Genomic DNA, 26,624 nt, shown 5'->3' with positions numbered 1-26,624 from the left:
GCCCCATGCGCCGGTGACGCCCGGGTGAGGTCCGTCCACGGGCGACGCCCAAGCGAGATCCGTTCGCCTGTCACGCTCGGATAGGGCCCGTCCATCGGTCATGCCCGGGCGGGAGCGTCGGCCGGCCACCCCGGGATGCCCCACACCCAGGCGGGATTCGTCCGTCGGCCGCGCCCGGATGGGTCACGCTCAGACGGGGTCCGTCCGCCAGACATGCTCAAACGGCGCAGACCGGGTCACGGCAGTCGGCCGGTTCCCCCGACCTCGCGACCCGACCCACCCGGGACGGCGCCCGCGGACGCCCCCACCCGAGACCGCCGTCGCAAACCGGAAACCGCCGAGCTCGCGCCTCAGCCGAGCCGTCCCACGCCGCGTCACACCCGTCCAAGAGCAGCCAGCCATCTTCGACCATCGCGGACCGCCACCACCCACCAATCACCGCCACGCCCCGCGACACGCCGCAAATCACGGCGTGTCGTCGACCTCCAGCTCAGTTGTGTAGCGCCTGAGCTCCGCCCCCTCGTATCCCGTCATCCCCCGCGCCCCGTGCAATCGCGACCAACCCGGGCGGGCACAACCTCCACCGACCCGGCAACCGACCTGTCCGCCGGGCAGGCCACGCGAGGCGTCCCACAGCCCGTCGACAGCTGTCTGCAGCTATGGCGGACCGCCAGCACCGATCAACGACCGCCAAACTCTGCGACGCGCCGTGAATCACGGCGCGTCGCCCGCCTCCAGCTCAGTTGTGCGGTGCCTGAGCTCCTCCACGGCCGCTGTGCCCCGTGCAACCGGGACCAACCCCGGCGGTCGCACCCTCACCGACCTGCCGCCGCCTCGTCCGTCGGGAACGCCCAGGCGAGGCGTCCCGCGGCCTGTCGACTGCTGTCTGTGGGTATGGCGGACCGCCAGCGCTGATCAGTCGCCACCGAACCCCGTGACGCGCCGTAAATCACGGCGCGTCGTCGACCGCCGGCGCGGTGCCTGAGCTCCGCCCTCTCGCCTCCCCACACCGTTAGGCCGCTCGCGCTCGCGCCCGCCATGCCCCGCCGCCCGCCCCTCGTGCAACCGCCACCGCCGACGCCCATTGCGACTTCGAGGGCCATCGCGGCGCCGACGAGCAGCGGTTGGATTTCTGGGCCGCGGATCCGGCTCGGGGAGGTGATTGGCGTGTCGGGCCGGGGCGAGTCGGAAACATTGAGTCGGTCTGCGGCATTTTGTTTCCGGCTGACGGCTGACGGCTGACGGCTGACGGCTGACGGCTGACGGCTGACGGCTCGGGGCGGCCGCCGCGTTGGCGGTGAGGCTGGCAATTGGGCTTGTACAAGAGGTCTTGTTTAATCGCCGGGGGCGCGGCGTGGGGGAAGGGAAGGCGGTGGGGGTTAGGGGCGGAGCCAGGCTGTCCAGCGTTCTAGGCGGTGGTAGTTCAGGCGGTGGTAGAGGGGTTGGCCGTGGTCGGAGGCTATGAGGGCGGCTGGGTGGGTGGGGTGGTGGGTGGTGGCGGTCCAGGTGAGGGTGGCGCCGGCGCCGCGTCCGCGGGCGGCGGGGAGGGTGGCGACGTTTTCGACGACGGTGAGGCCGGCGGCGTGGTGGGCGGTGGCGGTGGCTAGGGGGACGTCGCCGTCGTAGCCGACCCAGACGTCGGAGCCTTCGAGGAAGGAGGGGGAGTACATGGCGCCTGGGCGGAAGGGTTGGAGTTCGGGGATGGGGTAGCCCTCGACGAGGACGCGCTCGGCGTCGGCGAGTCCGGCGGCGTCGGTGATGTGGCGGATGTCGAGGTCGGTGGTCGGTGGTGCGGTCGCCGTGCCGGGGAAGCGGACCATCAGTGGCGGGTGGCCGGCTAGCTCCAGGCCGTGTGGGCGTAGGTCGCCGGTTGGCCACGCGCTGACCAGCAAGTATGGGAAGACGCCCGGTAGCTCCCGCTCGATCTCGGCGATCACCGCGGCTGGGTCGACCGGCTGCTTGAGCACCACCCAGTTCGTCAGCGGCCCCGCGTCACCGAGGACGCCGCCCGCCCACGCGGCGCCGTCGTACCACGGCTTTCCGGCGCGACGAGCGGCGTCCACGGCCCAGGAAGCGTGGGCAAGTACAGCCTGACGGACGACGGAATCGGCCGGATCGAGCTCCGGCTCCCACCCGTTCGCCAGCTCTTCGCCCGCAGGCGGCAGAATCGACGACCCCATGCCCAGACTGTCGCACCGCCGGTCCGGTTTGTCTGCGGCTCACGCGATCCGGTAATGGTTGTTCGGTACAACGGCCTTACGAAATGATGGGCGTATGCGCATATCCGTGGGGCCGCTCGGTGCCTGATGTCTCGCTCTGGACGCTCGTTCTGCTCGTGATCGTCGCCTTCGCGGCCGGCTGGATCGACGCCGTGGTCGGGGGCGGCGGGCTGCTCCAGCTCCCCGCGATGCTGCTCGCCCTGCCCGGCGCGAGTCCCGCGCAGATCCTGTCCACCAACAAGATCTCCTCCCTGTTCGGTACGACGACCAGTGCGGTCACCTTCGGCGTGAAGGTGCGCCCGGACAAACGCACCGTGATCCCGCTCGCGATCCTGGCCGGCCTCGGCTCGGCGGCCGGGGCGCTGGTCGCGACGAAGATCCCGATGGCGTGGTTCAAGCCGATCGTGCTCGTCCTGCTCGTCGGTGTCGCGATCTACACCGCCCTGAAACCGTCGCTCGGCGCCCGCACCGCGCTCCGCTTCGACGGCCGCGAGCACTACCTGGCCGCCTGCGGCGTCGGCGTCGTGATCGGCTTCTACGACGGCGCGGTCGGCCCCGGTACCGGCTCCTTCCTGATCTTCGCGCTCGTCGGCCTGCTCGGCTACAACTTCCTCCAGGCCAGCGCCAAGGCCAAGATCGCGAACGTCGCCACCAACCTCGGCGCGATCATCATCTTCGCCGCCCACGGCGCCCCGCTGTGGCGCCTCGGCCTGATCATGGGCGCCGCCAACATGCTCGGCGGCCTGCTCGGCGCCCGGACGGCGGTCGCCCGCGGCAGCAAGTTCGTCCGCGTCGTCTTCCTGGTCGTCGTCTCCGCCCTCATCCTCCGCCTCGGCTACGACGTCTTCTTCGCCTGAGTCCGGTACGCGATAAACCCCAGACCAGTGACCCTTCTGGTATTGCTGAGACAGATTGAATCCCAGTGATTCAGGAGGGTCCTGGGTGCGGAATCAGGCACCGTCGCCCTCTAGGGTGTGGCCCATGTCTGGGAAACTGGTGCTGCTGCCTGCCGTGGATGTGGCGGACGGGCAGGCGGTTCGGTTGGTGCAGGGTGCGGCTGGGAGCGAGACGTCGTACGGCGATCCGCTGGCGGCGGCGTTGGCGTGGCAGGAGGCCGGTGCGGAGTGGATCCACCTGGTCGACCTGGACGCGGCGTTCGGGCGGGGGAGCAACCGCGAGCTGCTGGCCGAGGTGACGGCGAAGCTGGACGTGCAGGTCGAGTTGTCGGGCGGGATCCGCGACGACGACTCCCTGACGGCGGCGCTGGCCACCGGGGCCCGGCGGGTGAACATCGGGACGGCGGCGCTCGAGGACCCGGAGTGGTGCGACCGGATCATCCAGCAGTACGGCGACCGGATCGCGATCGGGCTCGACGTCCGGGGCCGGACGCTGGCCGCCCGCGGCTGGACGAAGGACGGCGGTGACCTGTACGAGGTGCTCGAGCGGCTGGAAGCGGCCGGGTGCGAGCGCTACGTGGTCACCGATGTGACGAAGGACGGCATGCTGCAGGGGCCCAACCTGGAGCTGTACCGCGATCTGTGCGCGCGCACCGGCAAGCCGATCATCGCCTCCGGCGGCGTCTCCAGCCTCGACGACCTGACGGCGCTGCAGACGCTGGTCGCCGACGGTGTCGAGGGCGTCATCGTCGGCAAGGCGCTGTACGCGGGCGCGTTCACCCTGACCGAGGCACTCGAGCTCACGCGTGGAGGCGACAAGTGAGTCTGGCCGACAAGCTCAAGGACAAGAAAGTCCTGGTCACCGGCGTCACCGGCTTCGTGGGGGAGGCGCTGCTGCACCGGATGATCGGCGACCTGCCGGGCACCACGGTGGTGGCGATCATCCGCCCGAAGGGCTCGCTGACCGGTACCGCCCGGATGGCGCAGCTGCTGAAGAAGGACATCTTCAAGCCGTTCTACGGCGAGGGCACCCCGTACGCCGACGCCGAGGCGCTCACCGCGGCCCGGATCGAGGTCGTCGAGGGCGACCTGTCCGACGTCCCGGCGCTGCCGACCGATCTCGACATCGTCGTGCACTGCGCGGGTGACGTCAGCTTCGACCCGCCGATCCACGAGGCGTTCACGACCAACGTGCTCGGTACCAAGAGCCTGCTGGAGCGGATCGACGAGAGCCGCCAGGGCACCGATCGCACGATCCACTACGTGCACATCTCGACCGCCTACACCGCTGGACGCCGCCGCGGCGCGATCCCGGAGGCGCCCGTCGACCACTTCGTCGACTGGCGGATCGAGGCCGAGGCCGGGATGGCCATGAAGGCCCGGGTCGAGGAGCAGTCCCGGTCGGCGTCGATGCTGGCCAAGTTCCGCAAGGACGCCGAGAAGCTGCACCGCCGCGCCGGGCACCTGACCGCCGCGGCCGACACCGAGCGGCGCCGGACCGAGTGGGTGGCCAAGAAGCTCGTCGAGACGGGCACCGAGCGCGCCCGCAGCCTCGGCTGGACCGACTGCTACACCTTCACCAAGGCGCTCGGCGAGCGCGTGGTGGAGGAGTTCGCCGGGAAGTTCCCGACCTCGATCGTCCGGCCGGCGATCATCGAGTCCGCGGTCGAGAGCCCGCACCCGGGCTGGATCGAGGGCTTCAAGATGGCCGAGCCGCTGATCCTGGCCTACGGCCGCGGTGAGCTGCCCGAGTTCCCGGCCAGCCCGGACTCGGTGATCGAGATCGTCGCGGTCGACCACGTCGTCGGCGCGATCTGCGCGGTGATGGCCCGCGAGCCCGAGCTGAACAAGCCGGAGTACTACCACATCGGCTCCGGCGCCCGGAACCCGTTGACGTTCGAGCAGCTGTACGCCGGGATCCGCGAGTACTTCTCCAAGCACCCGTTCGACCTGGGCGAGCGCGGCGCCGTCCGGCTGCCGGTCTGGAAGTTCCCCGGCGGCGACTCGGTCGAGGCGATGCTGCGGTACGGCGAACGCGCGCACAAGCTGGCCGACGCCGTGATCACCCGCGTCCCGCGCGGTGAGCGGACCCGCAAGTACGCCCGCGAGCTGGACGTGCAGAAGCGCCGGATCGACTTCCTGCGCCGCTACATGGACCTGTACTCCGAGTACGCGCAGGCCGAGATGAACTTCGTCGACGACAACGTGCTCGCGCTGCACAACGCGCTCGAGGGCGACGACCGGACGAAGTTCGCCTGCGACACCGCGGTGGTCGACTGGCCGCACTACATCCAGGAAGTGCACTGCCCGAGCGTCACCGAGTCGATGCGCCGCCTCGACGTCGTCCGCAAGAAGCGGAACAAGGGCCTCGCGGAGGCGGCCGGCGTCCTGAAGAAGGTCGCGCCGGAGGAGGACGCCGAGGTCATCGCGGCCTTCGACATGGACGGCACGCTGCTGTCGTCGAACGTGATCGAGACCTACCTGTGGATGCGGCTGCCCGAGCTGGACGGCCCGCAGCGGGTCGGCGAGTTCGGCCAGATCCTGCGCCGGCTGCCGAAGCTGATCGCCGCCGAGCGCAAGGACCGCGGCGCGTTCCTGCGCACGATCTACCGCCGGTACGCCGGGGCGGAGCTCGCGGAGCTCAACCACATCGTCGACGAGATCCTCGCCGAGCACGTGCTGGAGCGGCTGAGCGGCGCCGCCGTCCGCCGGATCCGGGAGCACCGGGCCGCCGGGCACAAGACGATCCTGATCACCGGCGCCGTCCGGCCGCTGACCCGGCCGCTGGAGCCGCTGTTCGACGAGATCGTCGCCGCGGAGCTGGCGGTCGACGACCGCGGCCGCTGCACCGGTTACCTGTCCGGGCCGCCGCTGGTCGGCGAGTCGCGGGCCGCCTGGATCAAGCACCACGCGCGGGTCCGCAACATCGACCTGTCGAAGTCGTTCGCGTACGCCGACAGCCACTCGGACCTGCCGATGCTGACCACCGTCGGCAACCCGGTCGCCGTCTCGCCGGACGTCCCGCTGTTCCGGGCCGCCCGGGCCGCGCGCTGGCAGATCGTCGACTGGAAGACACCGTCCACTTCCTCCCGCTTGGAGCTGCCTGGAGTGAACGCCCGATGATGCTCGCGCTCGAGATGTACCGGTCGCCGGCCAAGTACCTGGCGGCCAAGGCGGTCGGCGGCCGGATCCCCGGCGTCCTGACCGGCCCGGCGGCGCCGCTGCGCCTCGTCACGATCAACGAGCCGAAGGCCGAGCGGGACGGCTGGGCGCGGATCCGGCCGATCCTGTCCGGGATCTGCGGTTCCGACCTCGGCATGGTCAGCGGCTCGACCAAGATGTACTTCTCCGCGGTCGTGTCGATGCCGTTCGTCCCCGGTCACGAGATCGTCGGCGAGCTGCTCGACGACTGCGCGGATCTGCCCAAGGGCACCCGCGTCGTGATGGACAGCGTGCTGACCTGCGCCACCCGCGGCGTCGAGCCGTGCGAGGGCTGCGTGACCGGCAACACCAACCGGTGCGACCGGATCACCGTCGGCCACCTGAAGCCGGGGCTGCAGACCGGCTTCTGCCAGGACACCGGCGGTGGCTGGGGCAACGTCCTGGTCGCGCACCGCAGCCAGCTGTACGCCGTACCGGACGGGCTGAGCGATGAGCGCGCCGTCCTGGTCGAGCCGTTGTCCGGCGCCGTCCACGCCGCGTTGCGCGCGCAGGTCCAGCCGGGGCAGTCGGTGCTGATCAGCGGGGCCGGTGCGGTCGGGCTGTTCGCGACGCTGGCGATCCGCGAGCTGACCCAGGCCGGCCGGATCACCGTGGTCGCCAAGCACGCCAAGCAGCGCGAGCTGGCCAAGGCGTTCGGCGCCAGCGACGTCGTCGCGCCCGACGAGGTGTTCCGCGGCGTCCGCCGGTCGACCGGCGCCTTCCGGCTGAAGCCGGAGCTGGGCGCGAAGGAGTTCCTGCTCGGCGGTGTGGACGTCGCCGTCGACGCCGTCGGCAGCAAGGACTCGATCGACACCGTGCTGCGGGTCACCAAGGCCGGCGGCCGCGTCGTCCTGTCCGGGATGCCGTCGACCGGTGTCGACCTGTCGCCGGTCTGGTTCCGCGAGCTGGAGCTGGCCGGGACGTACGCGTCCGCACGGCAGGAGCCGAACGGGCGCCCGGCGTTCGAGACGGCGCTGGAGCTGGCCGGCCGGGCCCCGCTGGACGGGGTCGTCGGCGCGAAGTACCCGTTGTACCGCTGGCGCGAGGCGTTGGACCACGCGCATTCGGCCGGCCGCCTCGGTACGGTCAAGGTTGCTTTTGATGTGAGGGCCTCATGAGGGCACAAGGAGAGGGTTTCTGACATGTCTCGGCCAGGTTTTGTGCTTGAGGTGGACGACCGGACGCCGCCGCTGCTCGTGCACAGCGGGGAGAGCTTCAAACTGGAGCGGTTCCCGCTGGGCACCCGGGTGATCTACCCGCCGGAGTCGCTGCCCGCCGTCCGGGACGTCGAAGAGGCGATCCAGAACGCGTTGCTGAACCCGATCGAGTCCGAGCCGCTGCCGGAGCTGCTGCGCGCCGGGATGCGGCTGACGATCGCGTTCGACGACATCTCGCTGCCGCTGCCGCCGATGCAGAAGCCGGACATCCGGCAGCGCATCATCGAGGCCGTGCTGGAGATGGCCGCGGCGGCCGGCGTCGACGACGTCGAGCTGATCTCGGCGAACGCACTGCACCGCCGGCTGACGCCGAACGAGCTGCGCGACATCGTCGGCGAGCGGGTCTTCCGGTCGTTCTTCCCCGAAGGAAAGCTGTACAACTTCGACGCCGAGGACGCCGCGAACCTGACCCACCTGGGCCAGACCAAACACGGCGAGGACGTCGAGATCTCCAAGCGGGCGGCCGAGTCCGACCTGCTGGTCTACGTGAACGTGAACCTGGTGGCGATGGACGGCGGCCACAAGTCGACGTCCATCGGGCTGGCGTCGTACAAGTCGCTGAAGCACCACCACAACAGCCACACGATGATCCACTCGCGGTCGTTCATGGACCACAAGGCCTCCAAGATGCACCATTCGGCCTGGCGGATGGGCGAGGTGCTGACCCAGCACGTCAAGGTCTTCCAGATCGAGACGTCGCTGAACAACGACGTCTTCGGCGGGCCGCTGCAGTTCCTGCAGAAGCGCGAGTGGGAGTGGTCGCTGAAGGACCAGGCGAGCTTCCTGGCCACCAAGCGCGCGCTCGACATCGCGCCGGCCAAGCTGCGGCACAAGATCTTCACCGAGACCAAGTCGCACTACGGCCTGACCGGGATCCACGCCGGCAAGATCGAGCCGGTGCACGACAAGACGCTGGAGAACGTGCACCGCCAGCATCTGGTCGAGGTCCAGGGCCAGTCCGACGTCGCGATCATGGGCGTGCCGTTCGTCGGCCCGTACAACGTGAACTCGGTGATGAACCCGATCCTGGCCGCGTGTATGGGGCTGGGCTACTACTTCAACTCGTACCGCGGCCAGCCGGTCGTCCGCAAGGACGGCGCGGTGATCCTGTACCACCCGGTCGACTACGAGTTCAGCCAGCTGCACCACCCGTCGTACGTCGACTTCTTCGAGGAGGTGCTGTCGGAGTCCACGGACCCGGCCACCATCGAGGCGAAGTTCGAGAAGCAGTACGCCGAGGACCCGTGGTACATCCACCTGTACCGGACGTCGTACGCGTACCACGGCGTGCACCCGTTCTACATGTGGTACTGGATCAGCCACGCGCTGGACCACTGCGGTGACATCGTCTGGGTCGGCGCGAACCGCAAGACCGTCGAGCGGATGGGCTTCCGGTCGGCGTCCACGCTGCAGGACGCGCTGGAGATGGTGAGCCACTCGGTCGGCCGGTCGCCGTCCATCACCTACCTGCACAACCCGCCGCACCTGCTCGCGGACGTGCGCTGATGGGGACGAGCCTGGTGAAGTTCGGCCGGGACACCGTGCGCGACGTGAAGGTCGTCGCGCGTGGCTGGCGCTGGGGCCGGCGGGCGCAGGTGCCGCGGTCGGCCGAGCCGTACGTCGTCCCCAAGGAGACCTCGGTGTTCCCGACCCGCTGGGCGCGGACGCCCGGCGCGGTCGCGGTCCGCGACCTGCTCCAGAAGGGCCCGCTGAACGCGGTGCTCAATTTCGAGGTGAACCCGACGATCAGCGGGCTGGACTCGCTGCGCAAGCTGGACGGCCCGGCGCTGATCGTCGCCAACCACTCCTCGCACCTGGACACCCCGCTGCTGCTGCTCTCGCTGCCGGACGCGATGCGCCGCCGGACGGCGATGGCTGCCGCGGCGGACTACTTCTTCGACACCTGGTGGCGGGCGGCCGGCTCGGCGATCGTGTTCAACACGTTCCCGATCGAGCGCCGCGGCGGCAAGCTCAGCGCGACCCCGGGCGACCTGCTCAAGGACGGCTGGAACGTCGTGGTCTTCCCCGAGGGCACCCGCTCACCGGACGGCCAGCTGCAGCGTTTCCGCCTCGGCGCCGCCTACCTGGCGGTCGAGCACAACGTCCCGGTCATCCCGGTCGGCATCAAGGGCTCCTTCGCCGCGATGCCTCGCGGCCGCGGCTGGCCCGTTCCCGGCCGCCCGACCGTCGCCGTCCGCTACGGCGACCCCCTACGCCCCGCCGAAGGCGAAAGCGCCCGCGACTTCGCCCCCCGCATCGCAGCCGCCGTCTCCGCCCTCCTCGACGAGGAGTCGACCAACTGGTACGACGCCCGCCGCCGAGCCGCCACCGGCACCACCACCCCCACCCAACCCGCCCCCGCAGCCCAATGGCGCCGCGTCTGGGACTCCACCCGCCCCGTCCAATCCACCACCACCCGCCGCAAAGCCTGGAAGTAACAGTCCCTGGCAGCACCGGGCCCCTGGCGATCACCGATCCCAGGGGCCCTTGCTCACCAGCCCATCTGCCGCCCGATGCGCTTGCTGCAGGACCGATGGAACAGTTCGTCGACGGACCGGTCGTTACGTTCCGCGCTGATACGCTGACGAAGTTCTTGGGTTGCAGCTTGGTGCAACGGCCGACCTGACGGTGAGGGGTGACACGGGTCGACTGCCTCGTGAGGGGTGGTCGAGAAGGTCAGGAAGTAGACCCCGGTCATCCGCCGCTTGCATTGGGGTATGGAGAAGGGGCTGACGGTTGCCGTCAGCCCCTTTCGTCTTGCCTGGGGTCAGTCGGCGCGGCGGTCGGACTGGAGGTCGGTGGTGCGGAGGGTTTTGGCGGTGGGGGGGATGACGGTCCAGTCGGGGTGGTTGGGCATGGGCGGGGTCTTGGTGCCGTAGAGCCAGTCTTCGAGGAAGGGGCGGACGGTGGGGTCGCCGGCGACGGTGGAGGCGAGGGTGATGAACTGGTCGGTGGAGATGGTGCTGTTGCGGTGGGTGGCGATGACCGCCTGCTCGATGGCGGCGAACTTCTCCTGGCCGACCTTCTCGGCGAGCGCGTAGAGGACGAGGACGCCGCCGGTGTAGCGCTGGTTGTCGAAGAGGTTCTGGGCGTTCGGCTTGGCGACCGGGCCGGAGGACTTACGCCACAGGTCGCCCTGGCTGTAGGTGTACTTCATCCGGTCGACCATGGTGGTGTAGCCGCGGCTGTCCGGCCAGCCGCGCTCGTAGCGGTAGAGCAGGCCGTAGTAGTCGGCGTGGCCCTCGTTGAACCACAGGTCGCTCCAGGACGCCGGGGTGACGCTGTTGCCGAACCAGCTGTGGACGAGCTCGTGCATCATGTGCGAGCCGATCTTGTCCTCGGTCTGCTCGAGGTACTTCGGCTTGTAGATGGTCAGGGTCTGGGTCTCCAGACCGGTGAAGTCGAAGGCGTCCGCGGCCTCGTTGTTGGCCGGCAGGATGCCGTACGCCTCCAGCGGGAAGTTCCCGAGCCGCTGCTGAACCCAGTCGAGCTGGCCCTTGGTCAGCTTGAGCGCGGCGTCCACCTTCGGCTGCCGGCTCGGCGTCACGACGTCGCGCAGGACGGGCTCGGTCGCCGGGGCGCCCGGGTTGCGGTGCACGATGGTGTAGTCGCCGACGCTGACCTGGACGAGCTCGGTCGCCAGCGGGTTCACGGTCTCGTACGTGTACGTCGTACTGCCGTCCGGGTTCGCCGCCTCGCCGACATACTTGCCGCTGGCAACACCGACGGTGCCGGCCGGCGCGGTGATCCGGAACCGGTACTGCGCCTTGTCGGACGGGTGGTCGTTCCCCGGGAAGACCGTGTGCGCGCCGGACGGCTGCGGCGCGGTCGCGAAGCCGTCGTCGGTCGCCACCCAGCCGCCGGCCGGCGGCTTGATCTTGCGTGGGTCGGCCGTGTAGCCGACCTCGATCACGAACTTCGTGCCGTTGCGGATCTTCCATTCCGGCGTGATCACCAGCTCCTCGCCCTCCTGGGCGAACAGCTCGGTGCTGCCGTCGACGCGCAGCGAGGTGATGTCGAGGCCGAAGGAGTCGAGGTTGAACCGGGACAGGTTCTGGGTCGCGACGGCGAAGATCTTGACCTGGCCGGTGACGAGCTTGGTGCCGGCGTCGTACTTGAGGTCGAGCTCGTAGCGGTCGGCCTGGTAGCCGCCGTTGCCGAGGTTCGGGTAGACGGCGTCGCCGACTCCAGGGGCGCCGGGGGACGCGGGGAAGCCGCCGTCCGCGGCGCGCGCGGCGCCGATCGCGGGGCCGAGGATCAGAGCGGAGGACAGGACGGCGGCGGCAGCGAGCCGCCGGTGGCGTCGGGTCGTCAAGGGGCACTCCTCGAGAGAACGTGGGGGTCTGCGGCCCATCCTCCCCTGCCCGGGGGTCGGCCGCCCGGTCGTTGCACGGGACTCGAATGGTCTACCGGATATTCTGTCCCGGTGACTCTTGCCGTGCGCGTGATCCCCTGTCTGGACGTCGATGCCGGGCGGGTGGTCAAGGGCGTCAACTTCACCGGTCTGCGCGACGCCGGCGATCCGGTCGAGATGGCCCAGGTGTACGACGCCGAGGGCGCCGACGAGCTCACCTTCCTCGACATCACCGCGTCCTCGGGCTCGCGGGCCACGACGTACGACGTGGTCGGGCGGACGGCGGAGCAGGTGTTCATCCCGCTGACCGTGGGCGGCGGCGTCCGCGAGGCCGCGGATGTGGACCGGCTGCTGCGCGCCGGCGCCGACAAGGTCGGGATCAACACCGGCGCGATCGCCCGGCCCGAGGTGATCCGCGAGATCGCGCACCGCTTCGGCAACCAGGTCCTCGTGCTGTCCCTCGACGTACGCCGTTCCGACGCGCAGCCGAGCGGCTTCGAGGTGACCACCCACGGCGGCCGCCGGTCCGCCGGGCTGGATGCGATCGAGTGGGCCCGTCGCGGCTGCGAGCTGGGCGCGGGTGAGATCCTGCTCAACTCGATGGATGCCGACGGCACCAAAAAGGGCTTCGACCTGGAGCTGATCCGGGCCGTCCGCGCGGTCGTCGACGTCCCGCTGATCGCCAGCGGGGGAGCGGGGCGCCCGAGCGACTTCCCGCCCGCGGTCGAGGCCGGGGCGGACGCCGTCCTGGCCGCCAGCGTGTTCCACTTCGGCGATTTCCGGATCGCCGACGTCAAGAAGGCGCTGCGCGACGCCGGGATCGTGGTCCGATGAGCACCCCGGAGCAGACGACCCAGCAGACCACCGAGCCGCTGGTCGCCGAGATCGAGCAGCAGCTGTCGGCCTTGTTCCGCCGGGCCCGCTCGGCCTCGATGATGATGGCCCGCCGCGTCCACCCGGACATGGACGCCGCCGGCTACGCGCTGATCTCGCAGATCGAGTTCGCCGGGGGAGCGGGCGCCGGCGTCCGCGCCTCCGACGTCGCCCAGGCCCTCGGCCTCGACAAGTCGACCGTCAGCCGCGGCATCACCCAGCTCGAGGCCCTCGGCCTCCTCGAACGCATCGGCGACCCCGACGACGGCCGCGCCCGGCTCCTCAAACTGACCCCGCTGGGCGCCGAGCGCTTCGCCGCGCTGCGCGCTCAGCGCCAGCTCGAGTTCCGCGCGATCTTCGACCGCTGGGAAGCCGCCGATCTCGCCGACCTCGGCAGGCTCCTCGGCCACCTCAACAGCGACCTGAGCTGACGTCACACTCCGTCACGGAGCGCCAGCGCTCCGCGCATATGGTTGTAGAAACCAACTATTTGTGTATATAGTTGGGTTATGCAACTAGCTGAGCGGGACGCCACGGCTCAGGAGCTGCTCGAAGGGGTCAGCTCGCTGATTCGCGCCGTGCGCTGTATCGAGCACAAGCACCTGATGCCGGGGAACAACAGCCTGCGCCGCTCCGACGCGAGCGTGCTGAAGGTGCTGATGAAGGACGGCGAGCAGCGCGGCGGCGAGATCGCCGCGAAACTCGGCGTCGACGCGTCCGTGGTCAGCCGGCAGCTGACGGCGCTGGAGGCGGACGGCCTGGTGAGCCGCCGGCCCGATCCGGCCGATGCCCGGGTCGGCCTGGTGCGGGTCTCCGACGACGGCCGGGCCCGCCTGGAGGCCATGTACGCCGCGTACACCAAACAACTTCGCGCCGCCCTGGCGGACTTCGACGACGATGCGCTCGGTGAGGCGGCCGGCGTCCTGCAGCGGCTGGCCCGCGCCGTCACCGAGGCCGCCGACTCCGTGCGACGCGCGAATCCGACGGGAGATTGATGACTGTCACCGAGACGCGGCGCCCGCTGCCCAGCGCGCCGGAGCTCACCCACCGCGAGATCCTCGAGATCCTGATCGGGCTGCTCGCCGCGCTGTTCACGGCGATGCTCAGCTCGACCATCGTCAGCAACGCGCTGCCCACGATCATCGCGGATCTGCAAGGTTCCCAGACGCAGTACACCTGGGTGCTGACCGCGAGCCTGCTGGCCACCACGGTGTCCACGCCGATCTGGGGCAAACTCGCCGACCTGATGAGCAAGAAGCTGCTCGTCCAGCTGGCGATCTCGCTGTTCGTCGTCGGCTCCGCGCTGGCCGGGATGGCGCACAACGTGCCGTTCCTGATCGGCGCGCGCGTCCTGCAGGGGCTCGCGATGGGCGGCCTGATGGCGCTCGCGCAGGCGATCATCGGCGCGGCGATCCCGCCTCGCAACCGCGGCCGGTACTCCGGGTACATGGGCGCCGTGATGGCGGTCGCGACCGTCTCCGGCCCCCTGATCGGCGGCGTCATCGTCGACACCTCGTGGCTCGGCTGGCGCTGGTGCTTCTACGTCTGCGTGCCGCTCGCCGTCGTCAGTCTGGTGATCCTGCAGAAGTACCTGCACCTGCCGCTGCTCAAGCGCAAGGTCCAGGTCGACTACCTCGGCGCGATCCTGATCAGCGTCGCGGCCAGCCTGCCGCTGCTCTGGGTCACCTTCGCCGGGCACGACTTCGCCTGGATGTCGTGGCAGTCCGCGCTCTTCGTCGGCGGCACGATCGTCTTCGGTCTGCTCGCCGTCCTGGTCGAGAGCCGGGTCGCGGAGCCGCTGGTCCCACTGAAGGTCGTCCGCGAGCGGACCACCGCGCTGGCCATCGTGGCCAGCCTCGCGGTCGGCGTCGCGATGTTCGGCAGCGCGCTCTTCCTCGGGCAGTACTTCCAGATCGCCCGCGGCTACAGCCCGACCGAGGCCGGGTTGCTGACCATCCCGATGATGCTCGGGTCGTTCCTCGGCTCGGTCGGCTCCGGCCAGCTGATCACCCGGTACGGCAAGTGGAAGCGGTACTTGGTTGCCGGTGGCATCTTGCTGGTGATCGGCCTGGTCATCCTCGGCACGATCGACCACACCACGCCGTACTGGTACGTCGGCCTCGGCATGCTCGCGATGGGCATCGGGATGGGCATGATGATGCAGAACCTGGTGCTCGCCGTCCAGAACACCGTCGACGTGTCCCAGATCGGCGCGTCGAGCGCGACCGTCTCGTTCTTCCGGAGCCTCGGCGGCGCGGTCGGCGTCGCGGCCCTGGGTGCGGTGCTCGCGACGCGCGTCAAGGAGCTGATCCTCGCCGGGCTGCCGGCCGGCGCGGCCGCGGGGTCGGGCGGGCAGAGCCTGCTCGACGTCAACCACCTGCCCCCGGCGCTGGCGGAGCTGGTCAGGCACGCGTACGGCGATGCGACCGGCCGGATCTTCCTGATCGCGGCCGCCTGCGCCGCCGTCAGCCTGATCGCGGTGCTGTTCATCAAGGAGGTCCCGCTCCGGACGACGGTCGCCAAGACCGAGGAGCTCGTCGAGCTCGACTGATCAGCGGCCCTGCGCGGCAGGTGTCCCGTTCATCGGCACCTGCCGCAGGCCGTCCAGATCGCGCGTCCGCAGGATGGGGGAGCGGATCAGCCAGAGCACCGCGAAGATCCCACCGGTTGCCGAGAGCAACAACGTCTCGCGGACGCCGATCCACTCGCCGAGCTTGCCGCCGACGATCGCGCCGAGTGGGCGGACGCCGTAGTTGATACTGCTGAACGCGCCGTAGACCCGGCTGCGCATCTGCTCGTCGGTGACCGCGGCCTCGATCGAGTTCAGTGGGACGTCGAAGCACATCACCGCGAACGACGCGACGAACTCGGCCACGGCCAGCCCGGTCGCCCGCAGCCACAACGGCCCGCCGGACAGGGCGGCGATCGCCATCGCGCCGGGGAAGAGCACCGCACCGGCGGCGATCAACCGGCCGGCGCCGACGATCCGGGTCAGCGGCGCGGCCGCGATGGCGCCGAGCACACCGCCGGCCGAGCCGATCCCGAACGCGAGGCCGATCACCCCGGCCGGCAGGCCCAGCTCGCGATACGCGAACAGGACGAGCAGAGCGGTCGCCATCAGGTTGAAGAAGTTCACCGTTGTCGCACAGCCGAGCGCGCTGCGCAGGTACGGATGCTTGAGCACGTACCGCATCCCGGAGCGGACCCGCGTCCAGAACGGCTCCGGCTCGTCCTCCGGCGGACCGGGCTCGGTCTTCACTCGCATGAGCTGTAGCGCCGAGAAGAAGAACGACGCGGCGTCGACCAACATCGCGATCGGGGCCGTCAGCCACTGCACGAGCCCACCGCCGACCGCTGGTCCGGCCATGAAGGACAGCGAGCGCGTCGTCGACAGTTTGCTGTTGGCTTCCAGGAACTGCTCGCGGGTGACCAGCCGCACGAAGAACGAGGCGTACGCCGCGCTGAACACGACGTCCGCCGTTCCGGCCAGGATCGCGAGCGCGTAGAGCTGGCCGAGGGTGAGGATGTCCAGCCAGTAGGCGATCGGCAGGCTGAGCAGCAGCACGGTCCGGGCCAGGTCGGCGGCGATCATCAGCGGGCGTTTGTCGCGGCGCTGATCGACCCAGGAACCGATGAACAGGCTGAACAGGTTCGGCAGCCAGACCGCCGCGGTGAGCAGGCCGACCTGGCTGGGCGTGGCGTCCAGCATCGTGACCGCGATCAGCGGCAGGACGATCTCGGTGACCCGGTCACCGAACTCCGAGACCGCCTGCGCGGACCAGAAGCGCCGGAAGCGGCGGTCCTTCCAGAGGCTCATTCGATGGCCTCCGGCAAGGAGATACGCAGGTAGCGGACCGGCCGGGCGCCGTCCGGGGTCTCGCCCTCGTCGCGGCGGCGGACGTACGGCGCGAGGATCTGCTCGACCGCGGCGGCCAGCTCCTCGGTGAGCTGTTCGGCCTCGGCGAGGGTGATCAGCACCTGGGTGTTGGAGACGCCCGGGATCCGCGCCCAGTCGGATTCGAGGGTCGGCTCGGTCTCGGCCTGCCAGCGCGCCGCGGTGTCGAGGGCCTGGGCGAGCATCTCGCCGCCGAGCAGCCGCATCGCCTCGGCGCCTTCCGGGGTGTCCGGCAGCTCGAGCCGGAAGCCGCGCGCTGCCGCCCGCCACCAGCGCTGCCGCCGGTCGGTGCCCTCCGGCGGCGGCCCGTCGACAACGAGCCCGAAGTTCGCCAAGTGGCGGAGATGCCAGCTCGTCACGGACGGCGAGGCCCCGACATGCTCGGACAGCTGCGTCGCCGTCGCGGGCCCGTGCCGCTGCAGCCAGCTGAGCGCGGCCAGCCGCACCGGGTGCGCGAGCGCCCGCATCGCCTGCGGGTCGGTGAGTTCGAAATCGCCGTACGGATTTCTGAGAGACATGTTTCGAGAGTAACCTCTCAGATCTGTTTCGGGCAACTGTGGAACCTGCTGGGCCGGTGGCGCGTGTTAGCTCTGTGGAACCGGATCAGGACGTGGCGGTGCTCTACCGGCGGAGCTGGCCGCGGCTGATCGGCGTCCTGGTGTCCATCGGCGGCTCCCGAGCGGACGCCGAGGAGGTCGCGCAGGACGCGTTCGTGAAGCTGCTCGGCCGCTGGGAGCAGGTCAGCAAGTACGAAGACCCGGAGGCGTGGGTGCGCTCGGTGGCGGTGCGGACGCTCATCAGCCGGCTCCGGCGGCAGCAGGTCGCGGCCAAGGCGCTGACCAAGCTGACTGGACGCCGCCCCGAGGTGGTCGCCCCACCGGACGGCGCCGCGCTCGACGTCGCGTCGGCGCTGGCGATGATCCCGCCCGCGCAGCGAGCAGTCGTCGTCCTGCATCACGTGATGGACCTGCCGCTCGATCAGATCGCCGAGGAGCTGCAGGTGCCGGTCGGCACGGTCAAGTCCCGGCTGAACCGCGCGCGGCATGCGCTGCAGCCGCTGCTGGAGGTGCCGGAGAATGCGTGAGTTGCTGACGGAGTACGTCGACGAGCAGACACCGGCCGAAGCGCCGCCGTTCGAGGGTGTCGAACGCGCCGCACGCGGACGCCGGACGCGGAACCGCCTCACGGCCGCTGTGGTGGCAGCGGTCGTGATGGCCGCCGGTGCGACGTTCGCCGTCGTGGAACGGCCCCGCGCGGACCAGGCGCCGTCCGAGCAGGTCACAGAAGAGGTCATCCAAGGGCTGCCAGTGAAGCGGTTCGCTTACAACGGTGTGGAGATGCAGCTGGTCGGCGAGGTGCGGATCACCTCGATCACCGCCATACCGGATCAGCCGATGTCGCTGCGGGTCTTCGTGCCGCAGGCGCCGTCCGACTGCATACCCGGCACCGTGGTGGAAGTCCTGCACGAGGACGCCAAATCCGTTCGGATAGCTGCCTACCGCTACCGGTCGGCGTCCGAGCGGATCGACGACCTGCGATGTCACCGTTCCAGCAGCCCATATGTGCAGCTGGACCTGGAGCGCGTGCTGAACGACCGCACGGTCTACGCCGGTGCTACCGGGACGCGCGCTCTGACCTACTAGACCTCGACAGTGCGCCGCATCGCGTCGATCACCATGGACTCCGTCATGCCGACCGACAGGTAGAGCCCCAGGGCCGGAGTGGGGTTGTTGGTGTCGACGTGCAGCAGCGTGCCGGTTCGACCGGCGGCCGCGTCCAGGGCGAACTGGTCGCGGAGGAGGAACTTGGCCAGGCCGCGACCGCGCGCCTCGTCCAGGACGGCGAGGCGGGCGATGTACCCACAGTTGTCGTCCTCGACGAACGCCTCGGTGTACTCGCGCATGGCGACGGCCTTGCCGTCCAGCTCCAGCACCGTCATACCGGACCAGTCGAAAGTGGACTGCGCTTCGTGCGCTGCCTGCCACTGGTCGAAAAGGAGCTCGGTGAAGCCGAACTGCCCGATGAAGGCCGTGTTCAGCACCTCGTTGGCCGTCCGCTGGCTCTGCTCGTCCGGAGTCCCGCGGCGGATGGTGACGCCCGGCGGGAGCTCGGGCGCCGGGACCGGGCCGTCGTGGTCGATGCGCATCCGGTGGAACGTCGTACCAACCTCGTAGCCGGCCGCGCTCAGCCGCGCGTGGCGGCCGGTGTCGGCGCGGTAGACGCCGGTGTCGAGTTTGACGGCCTGCTGCCCGTAGGCAGCGCCGATCTCGCGGGCCCGGCGGGTGATCTGCTCGAGGAGGTACGCCTCGACGACCGGGTCGGCAGTGATGGCGTCCATGTCGATGACGTGCCGGTCGCCGGTGCCGAACACTGAGCCGTAGCCGACCAGGCGGTCGCCGTCGAAGACCAGCCAGCCGTCGGTGGCCGGTTCGAAGCCGGGCTCGGTCAGCTCGTCCGCAGCGTCGTCCAGGGTGTAGTCGGCGAACCCCACGACAGAGGTGTTGTACTCGGCGACCAGAGCGAAGACAGCCTCCGCGTCCTCCTTGGCCGGCGGACGAACGGAGTAGGTGTCAGGCAGTGCGGCAGTCATGCCCACATAGTGAACACGAACTGCCGCACTGTCGACGGAATTACGTCAGCAGGCCTTGACCCACTCGGTCTCACTCGCACAGGTCGACTCGGTGCCGCTGCGCTTGCTACTCGGCGCGACCGCCGCCGGCGGGGCCTTCTCGCTCCAGGAAGCGAGCAGGACGCCGACCGCGTCCTCGACCGAGCGCGGCGAGGTCATGTAGTTGTTGCTCATCATCGAGAAGACGAGCTTGCGGCCGTCCTTGTCGGTGACGAAGCCGCCCAGCGCGGTCGCACCGGTCAGCGAGCCGGTCTTGGCGCGCAGGTTGTTCGCGGCCGGCGTGTTCGCCATCCGGGTGGCCAGCGTGCCGCCGACGAACCGCTCCGGGTTACCCGCGACCGGCAGCGCGTTGTACCAGGTCTGGAACCACGGCTCCTGCTGGATGCTGAACAGCAGGTTGGTGATCGCGGTACCGGTCACGTTGACCTTGCGGGACAGCCCGGAGCCGTCGGACAGCCGGATCGTGGCCGTGTCGACGCCCTTGGTCTTGACGTAGTCGCTGACGACGCCCAGACCGGCGGCCCAGGTCGGCTGCGACTTCTTGACCGCGCCCATGGTCTTCACCAGGTGCTCGGCGTGCATGTTGTTCGACAGCTTCATGAACGGGGTCAGCATCTGGCTGAGCGGCATCGACTCGTCGGTGGCCAGCACGCGGGCGCTGGCCAGCGGCGTCGTCGCGTCCTTGACCTTGCCGGTGACCTTGATGCCCTCGGCGGCCAGCGCCCGGCGGAACACGTCGGCGGCGTACAGCTGGGGCTCCCAGACGGTCACCCACTTGGTGTTCTTGTCCGCGCCGAGCGGGTAGGTGCCGCTGATCCGGATGACGTTCTTCCCGTGCTCACGCTCGGCGACCAGAGCCGTCTTCGGGGAGCCGGCCGCGCTGGTCGTCGCGGTGTTGATGACCTGCAGGACGCCGTTGCCGGGGACCAGCGTCGACTTGACCGGAGCGCCGACCGCCGCGCCCGGCAGCGTCTCGACGATCACCGTGCCGGTGTCGTACTCCTTGTTCGGGGCGAGGGTCAGCGCGGAGATCTGCGCGGAGTAGTACGACGACTCGTCGTCGCCCGACCAGCCGTCGCCGAGGCGGGCGCGGTCGAAGTAGCTGTCGTCGGCGACCAGGTTGCCGTCGACGCGCTTGACGCCGGCGGTCTTGAGCTTCTTGGCCAGGCCGACGTAGTCCTCCTCGAGGGTGGTCGGGTCGCCGTAGCCCTTGAGGTACAGGTCGCCTCGCAGCTTGCCGTTGCGCACCGGAGCGGTGGCCAGCACGTCGGTGTGGAACTTGAAATCCGGTCCGAGCACGCCCATCGCCGCGGCCGAGGTGAACAGCTTGGTGTTCGAGGCCGGCATCAGCCGCGATCCGCTGTTGCGGTCGTACAGCACCTCACCGGTCCCGGCGTCGCGGACGATGAGCTCGACCTGGGAGCCGATGTAGCGGCTGTCGCTCAGCAGCTTGTTCAGCTCGGTCTGCAGCGCGGTTTCGTCGGCCTGGGCCGAGGATCCGGTGGACTGCACGATCAGCCCCCCGGCGACGGCGGCGAGCACGGCGCCGGCCGCGATCACCTTGCGCCTTGAAACCCACGATGAATGTCTCACGCAAAACTCCTCAACCAGGCAGAATCCGACGATCGGCAGTCTTCCACTCACAGGGGGCTCGCCTGACAGGTGAATCGATGGAAAACTGCAGAGATCGCCCATCTGAGGAGTACCTCCCATGCTTCGACGATTACTGACCGCCACAATCGCTGCGGCCGGCCTGGCCGCCGTGCTGACCGCTCCGGTACAGCCGAGTGCTGCCGCTGCCGAACCGACAGCTGCCGGCGCCGTCTTCCCCACGACCGCGGTCGGTGAGGACTTCCCCGACCCGGACGTGTTCGAGAAGGACGGCACTTGGTACGCGTACTCGACCAACAACGGTCGTGGTGACGTCCCGGTGGCGACTGCGCCCAGCCCGACCGGGCCCTGGACCATCCGCGGTGACGCGATGCCGGACGGCCCCGCGGAGGAGTGGGCGCGGGAAGGCCGCACCTGGGCGCCGGACGTGCACCCGAACGCCGACGGCACCTACACGCTCACCTACACCGCTTGGCACAAGGCATCCGGTAGGCAGTGCATCGGCGTCGCCACCGCGACCTCGCCGCTCGGCCCGTTCCGGCCGGTCGGCACGACCCCGTTGATCTGCCCGCTCAACCTCGGCGGCGCGATCGACGCGAACACGTTCGTCGCGAACAACGGCGACCGCTACCTGGTCTGGAAGAACGACGGCAACGCGATCGAGCAGCCGTCGACGCTCTGGCTGACCAAGACGACCAACAACGGCAAGACGCTCGTCGGCGACAACGTCGTCCTGCTGTCATCGCAGGGCATTTCCGAGGCGCCGGACATCGTGCAGCGCAACGGCCGGTACCTGCTGCTCTTCTCGACCAACGGTTACAGCGACTGCAACTACGAGACGACGTACGCAACGGCGTCCAGCCTGACCGGGCCCTGGACCATCGCGGCCCGGCCGCTGATGACGACCAAGAGCTTCGACGCGCACGTGTGCGGGCCAGGCGGAGCTGACTTCGTCGGCGACAAGGTCTTCCTGCACGGCTGGGTGAACGGCTCCCGGCACATGTACGTCGCCGACGTCGGCTGGCCGAACGACTTGCCGGTCGTCCGCGGTAGCCGCGTCCGCACCGAGGCCGAGAGCGGCACCCTGAACCGGGCCGTGATTCGGGAGAGCTCCGCGGGCGCCTCGGGTGGCCGAGCGGTCGGCTACATCGACTTCGCCGACTCCTGGGTGGAGAACCGCGTGTACGCGCCGGTGGCCGGTGGCTACACCGTCACCGTCAGGTACGCGAACGGCTCACAGGGCAACGCCAGCCACGGCCTGGTCGTGAACGGCACCAGCCAGGGCTCTGTCAGCTACCCGTGGACCGGCTGGAACCAGTGGACCGACGCCAAGGCGGCGGTGACGCTCCGGGCCGGCTGGAACACCATTCGGCTCACCAAGGGCGCCATGTACGCCGAGGTCGACTACCTCGAACTGCAGTAGCCGACGGTTGCCGGGTCAGGGACCTACCGGGACAGACCCCGGCCCTGACCCGGGAACCACCCGTCCGCCGCGTGGCGCGACGCCGTCGGGGTGCACCATGCCTCGTAGGCTCGGTACCGACAGCGGAACGGACGGGGAGCACGACCAAGAATGGCGAAACCACCGGAACAGGTGTCCGGCGACCGGCGGCAGCGCGGTTCCGGCAGGCCGGTCTGGCTGGACCTGCGGCGGACCGGCCGCGGCCTCCAGGCCATGCTGTACGGCGGCATGGCCTCGCTGATCTCACTGGTCATCACGTTCTGGATGCTGCCGCAGATCAGCAGTGACGGCCGCCTGCCGATCCTGCGGCTCGTCGTGCTGCTGGCCGTCTTCAGCGTGATCATGCGATGGGTCCTGGCCGGAGTGGCGATCCTGATCGGTTCGGTCGGGGTCCTGGTCGGCGGGCTGCTGTCCCAGTTCGGAGTGGTCTACCTGGGCATCACCGTGGACCCGGGCGTGAATCTGCACGGCGTCGAGGCGCCGCTGCTGGTGGCGATCGTGATGTCCTCGGTCAGCGCGTTCGTCGGCTGGTTCTTCTACGCCGGGAGTGACGACGCCTACGTCGCCGAGGTGATGCGGGTCGTGCACCGCAGGGCCCGCAAGCTGACGGCCACGCCCAAGACCGGGATGCTGATCATCCAGATCGACGGGCTGTCCGCTCCGCTGCTGAACTGGATGGTGATGTCGGGCAACCTGCCGCACCTGGGCGGCTGGATCCGGGACGGCCGGCACTCGATGGTCGAGTGGCACACCGGCGTACCGGCCACCACACCGGCCAGCCAGGCCGGCATCCTGCACGGCGGCTCCGGCCAGATCCCGGCGTTCCGGTGGTACGAGAAGGAAACCGGCCGGATCATGGTGACCAACCGGAGCCGGGACGCCGCCGAGATCGAGGCGCGGATGTCCACCGGCCGGGGCCTGCTCGCGGACGGCGGCGTCAGCATCAGCAACAACTGGTCCGGCGACGCGGAGCGCTGCGAGCTGGTGTTCAGCCGCGCAGCGTTGCCGAACAGCCGCAGCCGCGGGTACGTCCGGTTCTTCTCCAGTCCGCAGGGCGCTGCGCGCGGTCTGGTGCTCTGCGTGGCCGAAATGGTCAAAGAGCTGTTTCAGGCCCGCAGGCAGCGCCGCCGCAACCTGGTACCGCGGGTGAAGCGTGGAGGCGCCTACATCTTCCTGCGCGCGATCACCAACGTCCTACTGCGCGATCTGAACGTCTCTCTGATCACCGATGAGCTCGTGAAGGGCACACCGGTCATCTACTGCGACTTCGTCGACTACGACGAGGTCGCGCACCACGCCGGTCCGACACGGCCGGAGTCCCTGCAGACGCTGGAGGGGCTGGACCGGGTACTCGGTGCGCTGCAGCGGATCATCGACATCCTCCCGCACTCGTACGAGATCGTGATCGTCTCCGACCACGGCCAGAGCCAGGGCTCGACGTTCCTGCAGCGCTACGGCCGGACGCTGACCGAGGTGGTCGACGAGCTGGTCGACACCACCAAGGAGCCGGTCGCCGCGGTCGGGAAGTCCGAGGGCTGGGGGCCGGTGAATGCGTTCCTGACCGAGCTGTCGATGCGGCGCAGCGTCGCCGGCACGGTGACCCGGAAGGCGCTGCACGGCAAGGCGACCGAGGGTGGCGTCGAGCTCGGCCCGAAGGACTGCGAGCCGCCCGCGACCGCCGATGAGCAGATGGTCGTCACGGCGTCCGGCAATCTCGCTCTGATCTATCTGGCGACCACTCCGGGCCGGGTGCCGCTGGAAGAGATCGAGTTGCTGCATCCCAAGCTGATCCCTGGTCTGGCGACGCATCCTGGCGTCGGCTTCGTCGTGGTCGATTCGCTGGCCGAAGGGCCGGTGGCGATCGGCCGGGCCGGAGTGCACGTGCTGAAGACCGGCCGGATCGAGGGGGAGGATCCGCTGGAGCGGTACGGGCCGTTCGCGCCGACGTCGATGCTGCGGCAAGCAGAGATGCCGCACAACGGCGACATCGTCGTGGTGAGCCGTGTCGACGACTACACCAGTGAGGTGGCCGCATTCGAGGAGTTGGTCGGCTGCCACGGCGGTATCGGCGGCTGGCAGACCGAGGCAGTCCTGGTGCACCCGTCCCGCTGGGAGCTGACAGAGGCTCCCGTAGGCTCCGACGCGGTGCACGCGCTGCTGATCAGCTGGCTCGAGCAGCTGGGGCAGCGCAAGGACACCGAGCAGCCGGTCGAGACGAAGGTAGAGGCCTGAGCGGTGCGAATCACCTGGTGGGGGCACGCCACCACCACCATCGAGGCCAACGGGACACGGCTGCTGACCGATCCCGTGCTGACCTCGCGCCTCGCACACCTGCGCCGCCGCCGAGGCCCGGCTCCGACAGCCGAGGCCGGCCAGTGCCACGCTGTACTGATCTCGCATATGCATTCCGACCATCTGCACCTGCCGTCGCTGTCGATGGTCTCCCCAGAGGCTGCGCTCGTCGTACCGCGGGGCGCGGCCAAGCTGATCCACCACGACTTCGGCGCCGGCTACTCCGATCGCTGTATCGAGGTTGCCCCCGGCAACCAGGTCCGGATCGGCACACTGGACATCACCGTCGTCACCGCGCACCACGACGGCCGGCGGCTGCCGTGGTCGTCGTACGCCGGGCCGGCCGTTGGCTACCGCGTCGACAGCTCACCCAGCGTCTGGTTCGCCGGTGACACCGACCTGTACGACAGCCTGGCCGCAGAGGCTGGTCCGGTCGACCTGGCGCTGGTACCGGTCGGCGGCTGGGGGCCCTCGCTCGGCCCGGGCCATCTGAACCCGGAGCGCGCCGCTGAGGCTGTGCGGCGGGTCAGCGCGCGGACCGCGGTCCCGATCCATTTCGGGACGTTCTGGCCGATCGGCTGTGACTGGATGAAGCCGGAGCTGTTCCTGCCGCCAGGGGAGCAGTTCAAGACCGCGATGAACGAGTTGGACCCGACCGTGGCTGTAGCGCTGCTGACACCGGGCGAATCGACCGAGGTGACCCCATGACTGGCGACGCGCATTTCGACCTCTGGTACCTGTTCGCACTCGCGGGCGCTGTACTGATCGGCGCTGTCCTGCCGGTGCTTCCGACCGGTGCGGCCGTTTCCGCTGGCGCAGTGCTCGCTTCGCACAGCAATCCGATCGGTCTGGTCGGCGTCCTGATCGCCGGTGCCGCAGGCGCCTATGTCGGTGACCTGATCGTGTACGCCGGTTGCCGTTTCGGTGGGGAGAAGCTGGCCAAGCGAGTCGGCTGGCTGCGGGACAACGCCAAGCTGGACGCGCTGCGGGAGCGGCTGGCTGAGCACGAGATCGGTGTACTGCTGACGTCGCGGCTCATCCCGGGCGGGCGCGTACCAGTCCTGCTGGCCGCCGGGTTGGCCGGCTACCGCTGGGAGCGGTTCGCGCTGGTGGATCTGACTGCCTCGTCGCTGTGGGCTGCTGTCTACATGGCGATTGGTCTGCTCGGCTACGCGCTGTTCGACAAGCCGTGGCAGGGCATCGTGGCTGCGATCGTTCTGGTCGTGCTGGTGAGTGTCATCAGCAGCCTGGTGCAGAAGGTCCGCCACAAGCGGGCCGCTGCCGCATCAGAAGCCGAATGAAGCGTTCTTGAGCCGCTCGACGGAGTCTCCGTCGCCCAGCAGTTGAACGTCCGCGACCGCCTGCCGCCCGAAGAAGAACAGCACCAGCTCCGCCGGCTCACCGACGACCGTAACCGAGCGGCCGTCGACCGGCTGCTTCGCGGTCGCCGTCGTCCCGTCCGGCAGTTGCAGGACCAGACCGGTCGGCGACTTGCGCGTCATGGTCTTCGCCGCGACCCGGATCTGCTTCCACAGCCCGGCCTGCTGGTCGGCGGGCAGTGTGCGGACCGTGTACGACGGCTGCGCGCGCCGGACGTCCTCGTGGTGGACGAGGTACTCGGTCGTGTTCAGCTGGTGGCCGATCAGCGGCAGGCCGTAGATCGACGCGCGCGGCGGGCCGCTGCGGACCTTGGCGACCACGCCGGCGAAGCCGTAGCGCTCCTTGGCCTGCGCCATCCGCTTCTCGGTGGTGTTGGCCAGCGCGCTGATCATGATGCCCGGCCCGGCCATCGGGTCCGACTCCCGCACGTACAGGTGCACGGCGAGGTCGAACGTGTCCCACCCGTCGCACAGCGTCGGCTGATCAGGCCCGAGCTGGTCGAAGAGGTCACACAGTGCAAGTCGCTCTACCCGGCTGTAGTCGGTCACAGGCCCACTCTGCCACCCCCTGGTTTTTCTTTCCTTCCTTCCCTTGG

The 26,624-nt window shown here is 69.6% G+C and carries 23 protein-coding genes; 16 read left to right on the top strand and 7 right to left on the bottom strand.

The genetic code is table 11. From position 1 onward, the window contains the following. Nucleotides 1-1,379: 1,379 nt before the first annotated feature. Nucleotides 1,380-2,180, bottom strand: coding sequence for a hypothetical protein (locus ACZ6ZD_RS16530; RefSeq protein WP_465672862.1), 801 nt, complete (start codon nt 2,178-2,180; stop codon nt 1,380-1,382). A 119-nt stretch (nt 2,181-2,299) separates the two neighbouring features. Between ACZ6ZD_RS16530 and ACZ6ZD_RS16525 the strand changes: the two genes are divergently transcribed. The 6 genes from ACZ6ZD_RS16525 to ACZ6ZD_RS16500 all read left to right on the top strand — a co-directional run bounded on the left by ACZ6ZD_RS16525 (nt 2,300) and on the right by ACZ6ZD_RS16500 (nt 9,971). Beyond that, nucleotides 2,300-3,076 (top strand): TSUP family transporter, encoded by a 777-nt coding sequence (locus tag ACZ6ZD_RS16525; RefSeq protein WP_465672860.1) that lies wholly within the window; start codon nt 2,300-2,302, stop codon nt 3,074-3,076. A 124-nt stretch (nt 3,077-3,200) separates the two neighbouring features. After that, on the top strand, nt 3,201-3,938 hold the full coding sequence (priA, locus tag ACZ6ZD_RS16520; RefSeq protein WP_465672858.1) for a bifunctional 1-(5-phosphoribosyl)-5-((5-phosphoribosylamino)methylideneamino)imidazole-4-carboxamide isomerase/phosphoribosylanthranilate isomerase PriA: 738 nt from the start codon (nt 3,201-3,203) through the stop codon (nt 3,936-3,938). Next, on the top strand, nt 3,935-6,238 hold the full coding sequence (locus ACZ6ZD_RS16515) for an HAD-IB family hydrolase (protein ID WP_465672856.1): 2,304 nt from the start codon (nt 3,935-3,937) through the stop codon (nt 6,236-6,238). The genes priA and ACZ6ZD_RS16515 overlap by 4 nt, the downstream gene beginning before the upstream one ends. Continuing rightward, the gene (locus ACZ6ZD_RS16510; protein WP_465672854.1) at nt 6,235-7,434 is read left to right on the top strand and encodes a zinc-dependent alcohol dehydrogenase; all 1,200 of its coding nucleotides are present in this window, start codon (nt 6,235-6,237) and stop codon (nt 7,432-7,434) included. The genes ACZ6ZD_RS16515 and ACZ6ZD_RS16510 overlap by 4 nt, the downstream gene beginning before the upstream one ends. A 24-nt stretch (nt 7,435-7,458) precedes the next feature. Further along, nucleotides 7,459-9,039, top strand: a complete 1,581-nt coding sequence (gene larAH, locus ACZ6ZD_RS16505; protein ID WP_465672852.1) for an NPN-dependent hydroxyacid isomerase, LarAH14/15/16 family — start codon at nt 7,459-7,461, stop codon at nt 9,037-9,039. Continuing rightward, entirely contained in the window at nt 9,039-9,971 is a 933-nt protein-coding gene (locus ACZ6ZD_RS16500) for a lysophospholipid acyltransferase family protein (RefSeq protein ID WP_465672850.1), read from the top strand. Before larAH ends, ACZ6ZD_RS16500 begins: the two co-directional genes overlap by 1 nt. A 329-nt stretch (nt 9,972-10,300) precedes the next feature. Here the strand turns inward: ACZ6ZD_RS16500 and ACZ6ZD_RS16495 are convergent, their stop codons facing one another. Continuing rightward, entirely contained in the window at nt 10,301-11,848 is a 1,548-nt protein-coding gene (locus ACZ6ZD_RS16495) for a M1 family metallopeptidase (RefSeq protein ID WP_465672848.1), read from the bottom strand. A gap of 111 nt (nt 11,849-11,959) precedes the next feature. Here ACZ6ZD_RS16495 and hisF point away from each other — a divergent pair, with 111 nt between their 5' ends. From hisF to ACZ6ZD_RS16475, 4 genes are all read left to right on the top strand, one after another. Next, the gene (gene hisF, locus ACZ6ZD_RS16490; protein WP_465672846.1) at nt 11,960-12,721 is read left to right on the top strand and encodes an imidazole glycerol phosphate synthase subunit HisF; all 762 of its coding nucleotides are present in this window, start codon (nt 11,960-11,962) and stop codon (nt 12,719-12,721) included. Then, nucleotides 12,718-13,191 (top strand): MarR family winged helix-turn-helix transcriptional regulator, encoded by a 474-nt coding sequence (locus ACZ6ZD_RS16485; protein ID WP_465672844.1) that lies wholly within the window; start codon nt 12,718-12,720, stop codon nt 13,189-13,191. Before hisF ends, ACZ6ZD_RS16485 begins: the two co-directional genes overlap by 4 nt. A gap of 78 nt (nt 13,192-13,269) precedes the next feature. Continuing rightward, nucleotides 13,270-13,755 carry a MarR family winged helix-turn-helix transcriptional regulator gene (locus ACZ6ZD_RS16480; protein ID WP_465672842.1) on the top strand — a complete coding sequence of 162 codons (486 nt, stop codon included), beginning with the start codon at nt 13,270-13,272 and terminating at the stop codon, nt 13,753-13,755. Further along, the gene (locus tag ACZ6ZD_RS16475) at nt 13,755-15,311 is read left to right on the top strand and encodes an MDR family MFS transporter (protein WP_465672840.1); all 1,557 of its coding nucleotides are present in this window, start codon (nt 13,755-13,757) and stop codon (nt 15,309-15,311) included. Before ACZ6ZD_RS16480 ends, ACZ6ZD_RS16475 begins: the two co-directional genes overlap by 1 nt. On the opposite strand, the gene ACZ6ZD_RS16470 is transcribed toward ACZ6ZD_RS16475, so the two are convergent. Continuing rightward, the gene (locus ACZ6ZD_RS16470) at nt 15,312-16,577 is read right to left on the bottom strand and encodes an MFS transporter (protein ID WP_465672838.1); all 1,266 of its coding nucleotides are present in this window, start codon (nt 16,575-16,577) and stop codon (nt 15,312-15,314) included. After that, a complete protein-coding gene (locus ACZ6ZD_RS16465; protein WP_465672836.1) occupies nt 16,574-17,173 on the bottom strand; it encodes an ArsR/SmtB family transcription factor in 600 nt (199 codons plus the stop codon). Before ACZ6ZD_RS16465 ends, ACZ6ZD_RS16470 begins: the two co-directional genes overlap by 4 nt. A 98-nt stretch (nt 17,174-17,271) precedes the next feature. Here ACZ6ZD_RS16465 and ACZ6ZD_RS16460 point away from each other — a divergent pair, with 98 nt between their 5' ends. Further along, nucleotides 17,272-17,739: an RNA polymerase sigma factor gene (locus ACZ6ZD_RS16460; RefSeq protein ID WP_465672834.1), complete on the top strand. Its 468-nt coding sequence runs from the start codon at nt 17,272-17,274 to the stop codon at nt 17,737-17,739. Then, complete coding sequence (locus ACZ6ZD_RS16455) at nt 17,732-18,298, top strand: hypothetical protein (protein WP_465672832.1); 567 nt, start codon at nt 17,732-17,734, stop codon at nt 18,296-18,298. The genes ACZ6ZD_RS16460 and ACZ6ZD_RS16455 overlap by 8 nt, the downstream gene beginning before the upstream one ends. On the opposite strand, the gene ACZ6ZD_RS16450 is transcribed toward ACZ6ZD_RS16455, so the two are convergent. Together ACZ6ZD_RS16450 and dacB are read right to left on the bottom strand one after the other, a co-directional pair. Continuing rightward, the gene (locus ACZ6ZD_RS16450; protein WP_465672830.1) at nt 18,295-19,245 is read right to left on the bottom strand and encodes a GNAT family N-acetyltransferase; all 951 of its coding nucleotides are present in this window, start codon (nt 19,243-19,245) and stop codon (nt 18,295-18,297) included. The genes ACZ6ZD_RS16455 and ACZ6ZD_RS16450 overlap by 4 nt on opposite strands. 45 nt (nt 19,246-19,290) lie before the next feature. Next, entirely contained in the window at nt 19,291-20,877 is a 1,587-nt protein-coding gene (gene dacB, locus ACZ6ZD_RS16445) for a D-alanyl-D-alanine carboxypeptidase/D-alanyl-D-alanine endopeptidase (protein WP_465672828.1), read from the bottom strand. A 118-nt stretch (nt 20,878-20,995) separates the two neighbouring features. Here dacB and ACZ6ZD_RS16440 point away from each other — a divergent pair, with 118 nt between their 5' ends. The 4 genes from ACZ6ZD_RS16440 to ACZ6ZD_RS16425 all read left to right on the top strand — a co-directional run bounded on the left by ACZ6ZD_RS16440 (nt 20,996) and on the right by ACZ6ZD_RS16425 (nt 25,950). Further along, the gene (locus ACZ6ZD_RS16440) at nt 20,996-22,318 is read left to right on the top strand and encodes a family 43 glycosylhydrolase (protein WP_465672827.1); all 1,323 of its coding nucleotides are present in this window, start codon (nt 20,996-20,998) and stop codon (nt 22,316-22,318) included. A gap of 150 nt (nt 22,319-22,468) precedes the next feature. Then, a complete protein-coding gene (locus ACZ6ZD_RS16435) occupies nt 22,469-24,589 on the top strand; it encodes an alkaline phosphatase family protein (protein WP_465672825.1) in 2,121 nt (706 codons plus the stop codon). A 3-nt stretch (nt 24,590-24,592) separates the two neighbouring features. Then, nucleotides 24,593-25,357 (top strand): MBL fold metallo-hydrolase, encoded by a 765-nt coding sequence (locus tag ACZ6ZD_RS16430; protein ID WP_465672823.1) that lies wholly within the window; start codon nt 24,593-24,595, stop codon nt 25,355-25,357. Further along, complete coding sequence (locus ACZ6ZD_RS16425; protein ID WP_465672821.1) at nt 25,354-25,950, top strand: DedA family protein; 597 nt, start codon at nt 25,354-25,356, stop codon at nt 25,948-25,950. The genes ACZ6ZD_RS16430 and ACZ6ZD_RS16425 overlap by 4 nt, the downstream gene beginning before the upstream one ends. Here the strand turns inward: ACZ6ZD_RS16425 and ACZ6ZD_RS16420 are convergent. Beyond that, nucleotides 25,936-26,577: a TIGR03085 family metal-binding protein gene (locus ACZ6ZD_RS16420; RefSeq protein WP_465672819.1), complete on the bottom strand. Its 642-nt coding sequence runs from the start codon at nt 26,575-26,577 to the stop codon at nt 25,936-25,938. The two genes, ACZ6ZD_RS16425 and ACZ6ZD_RS16420, sit on opposite strands and share 15 nt — an antisense overlap. Nucleotides 26,578-26,624 lie beyond the last annotated feature (47 nt).

This window comes from Kribbella sp. NPDC104218 (assembly GCF_055584105.1).
This window is presented reverse-complemented; position numbering and strand designations above follow the sequence as displayed.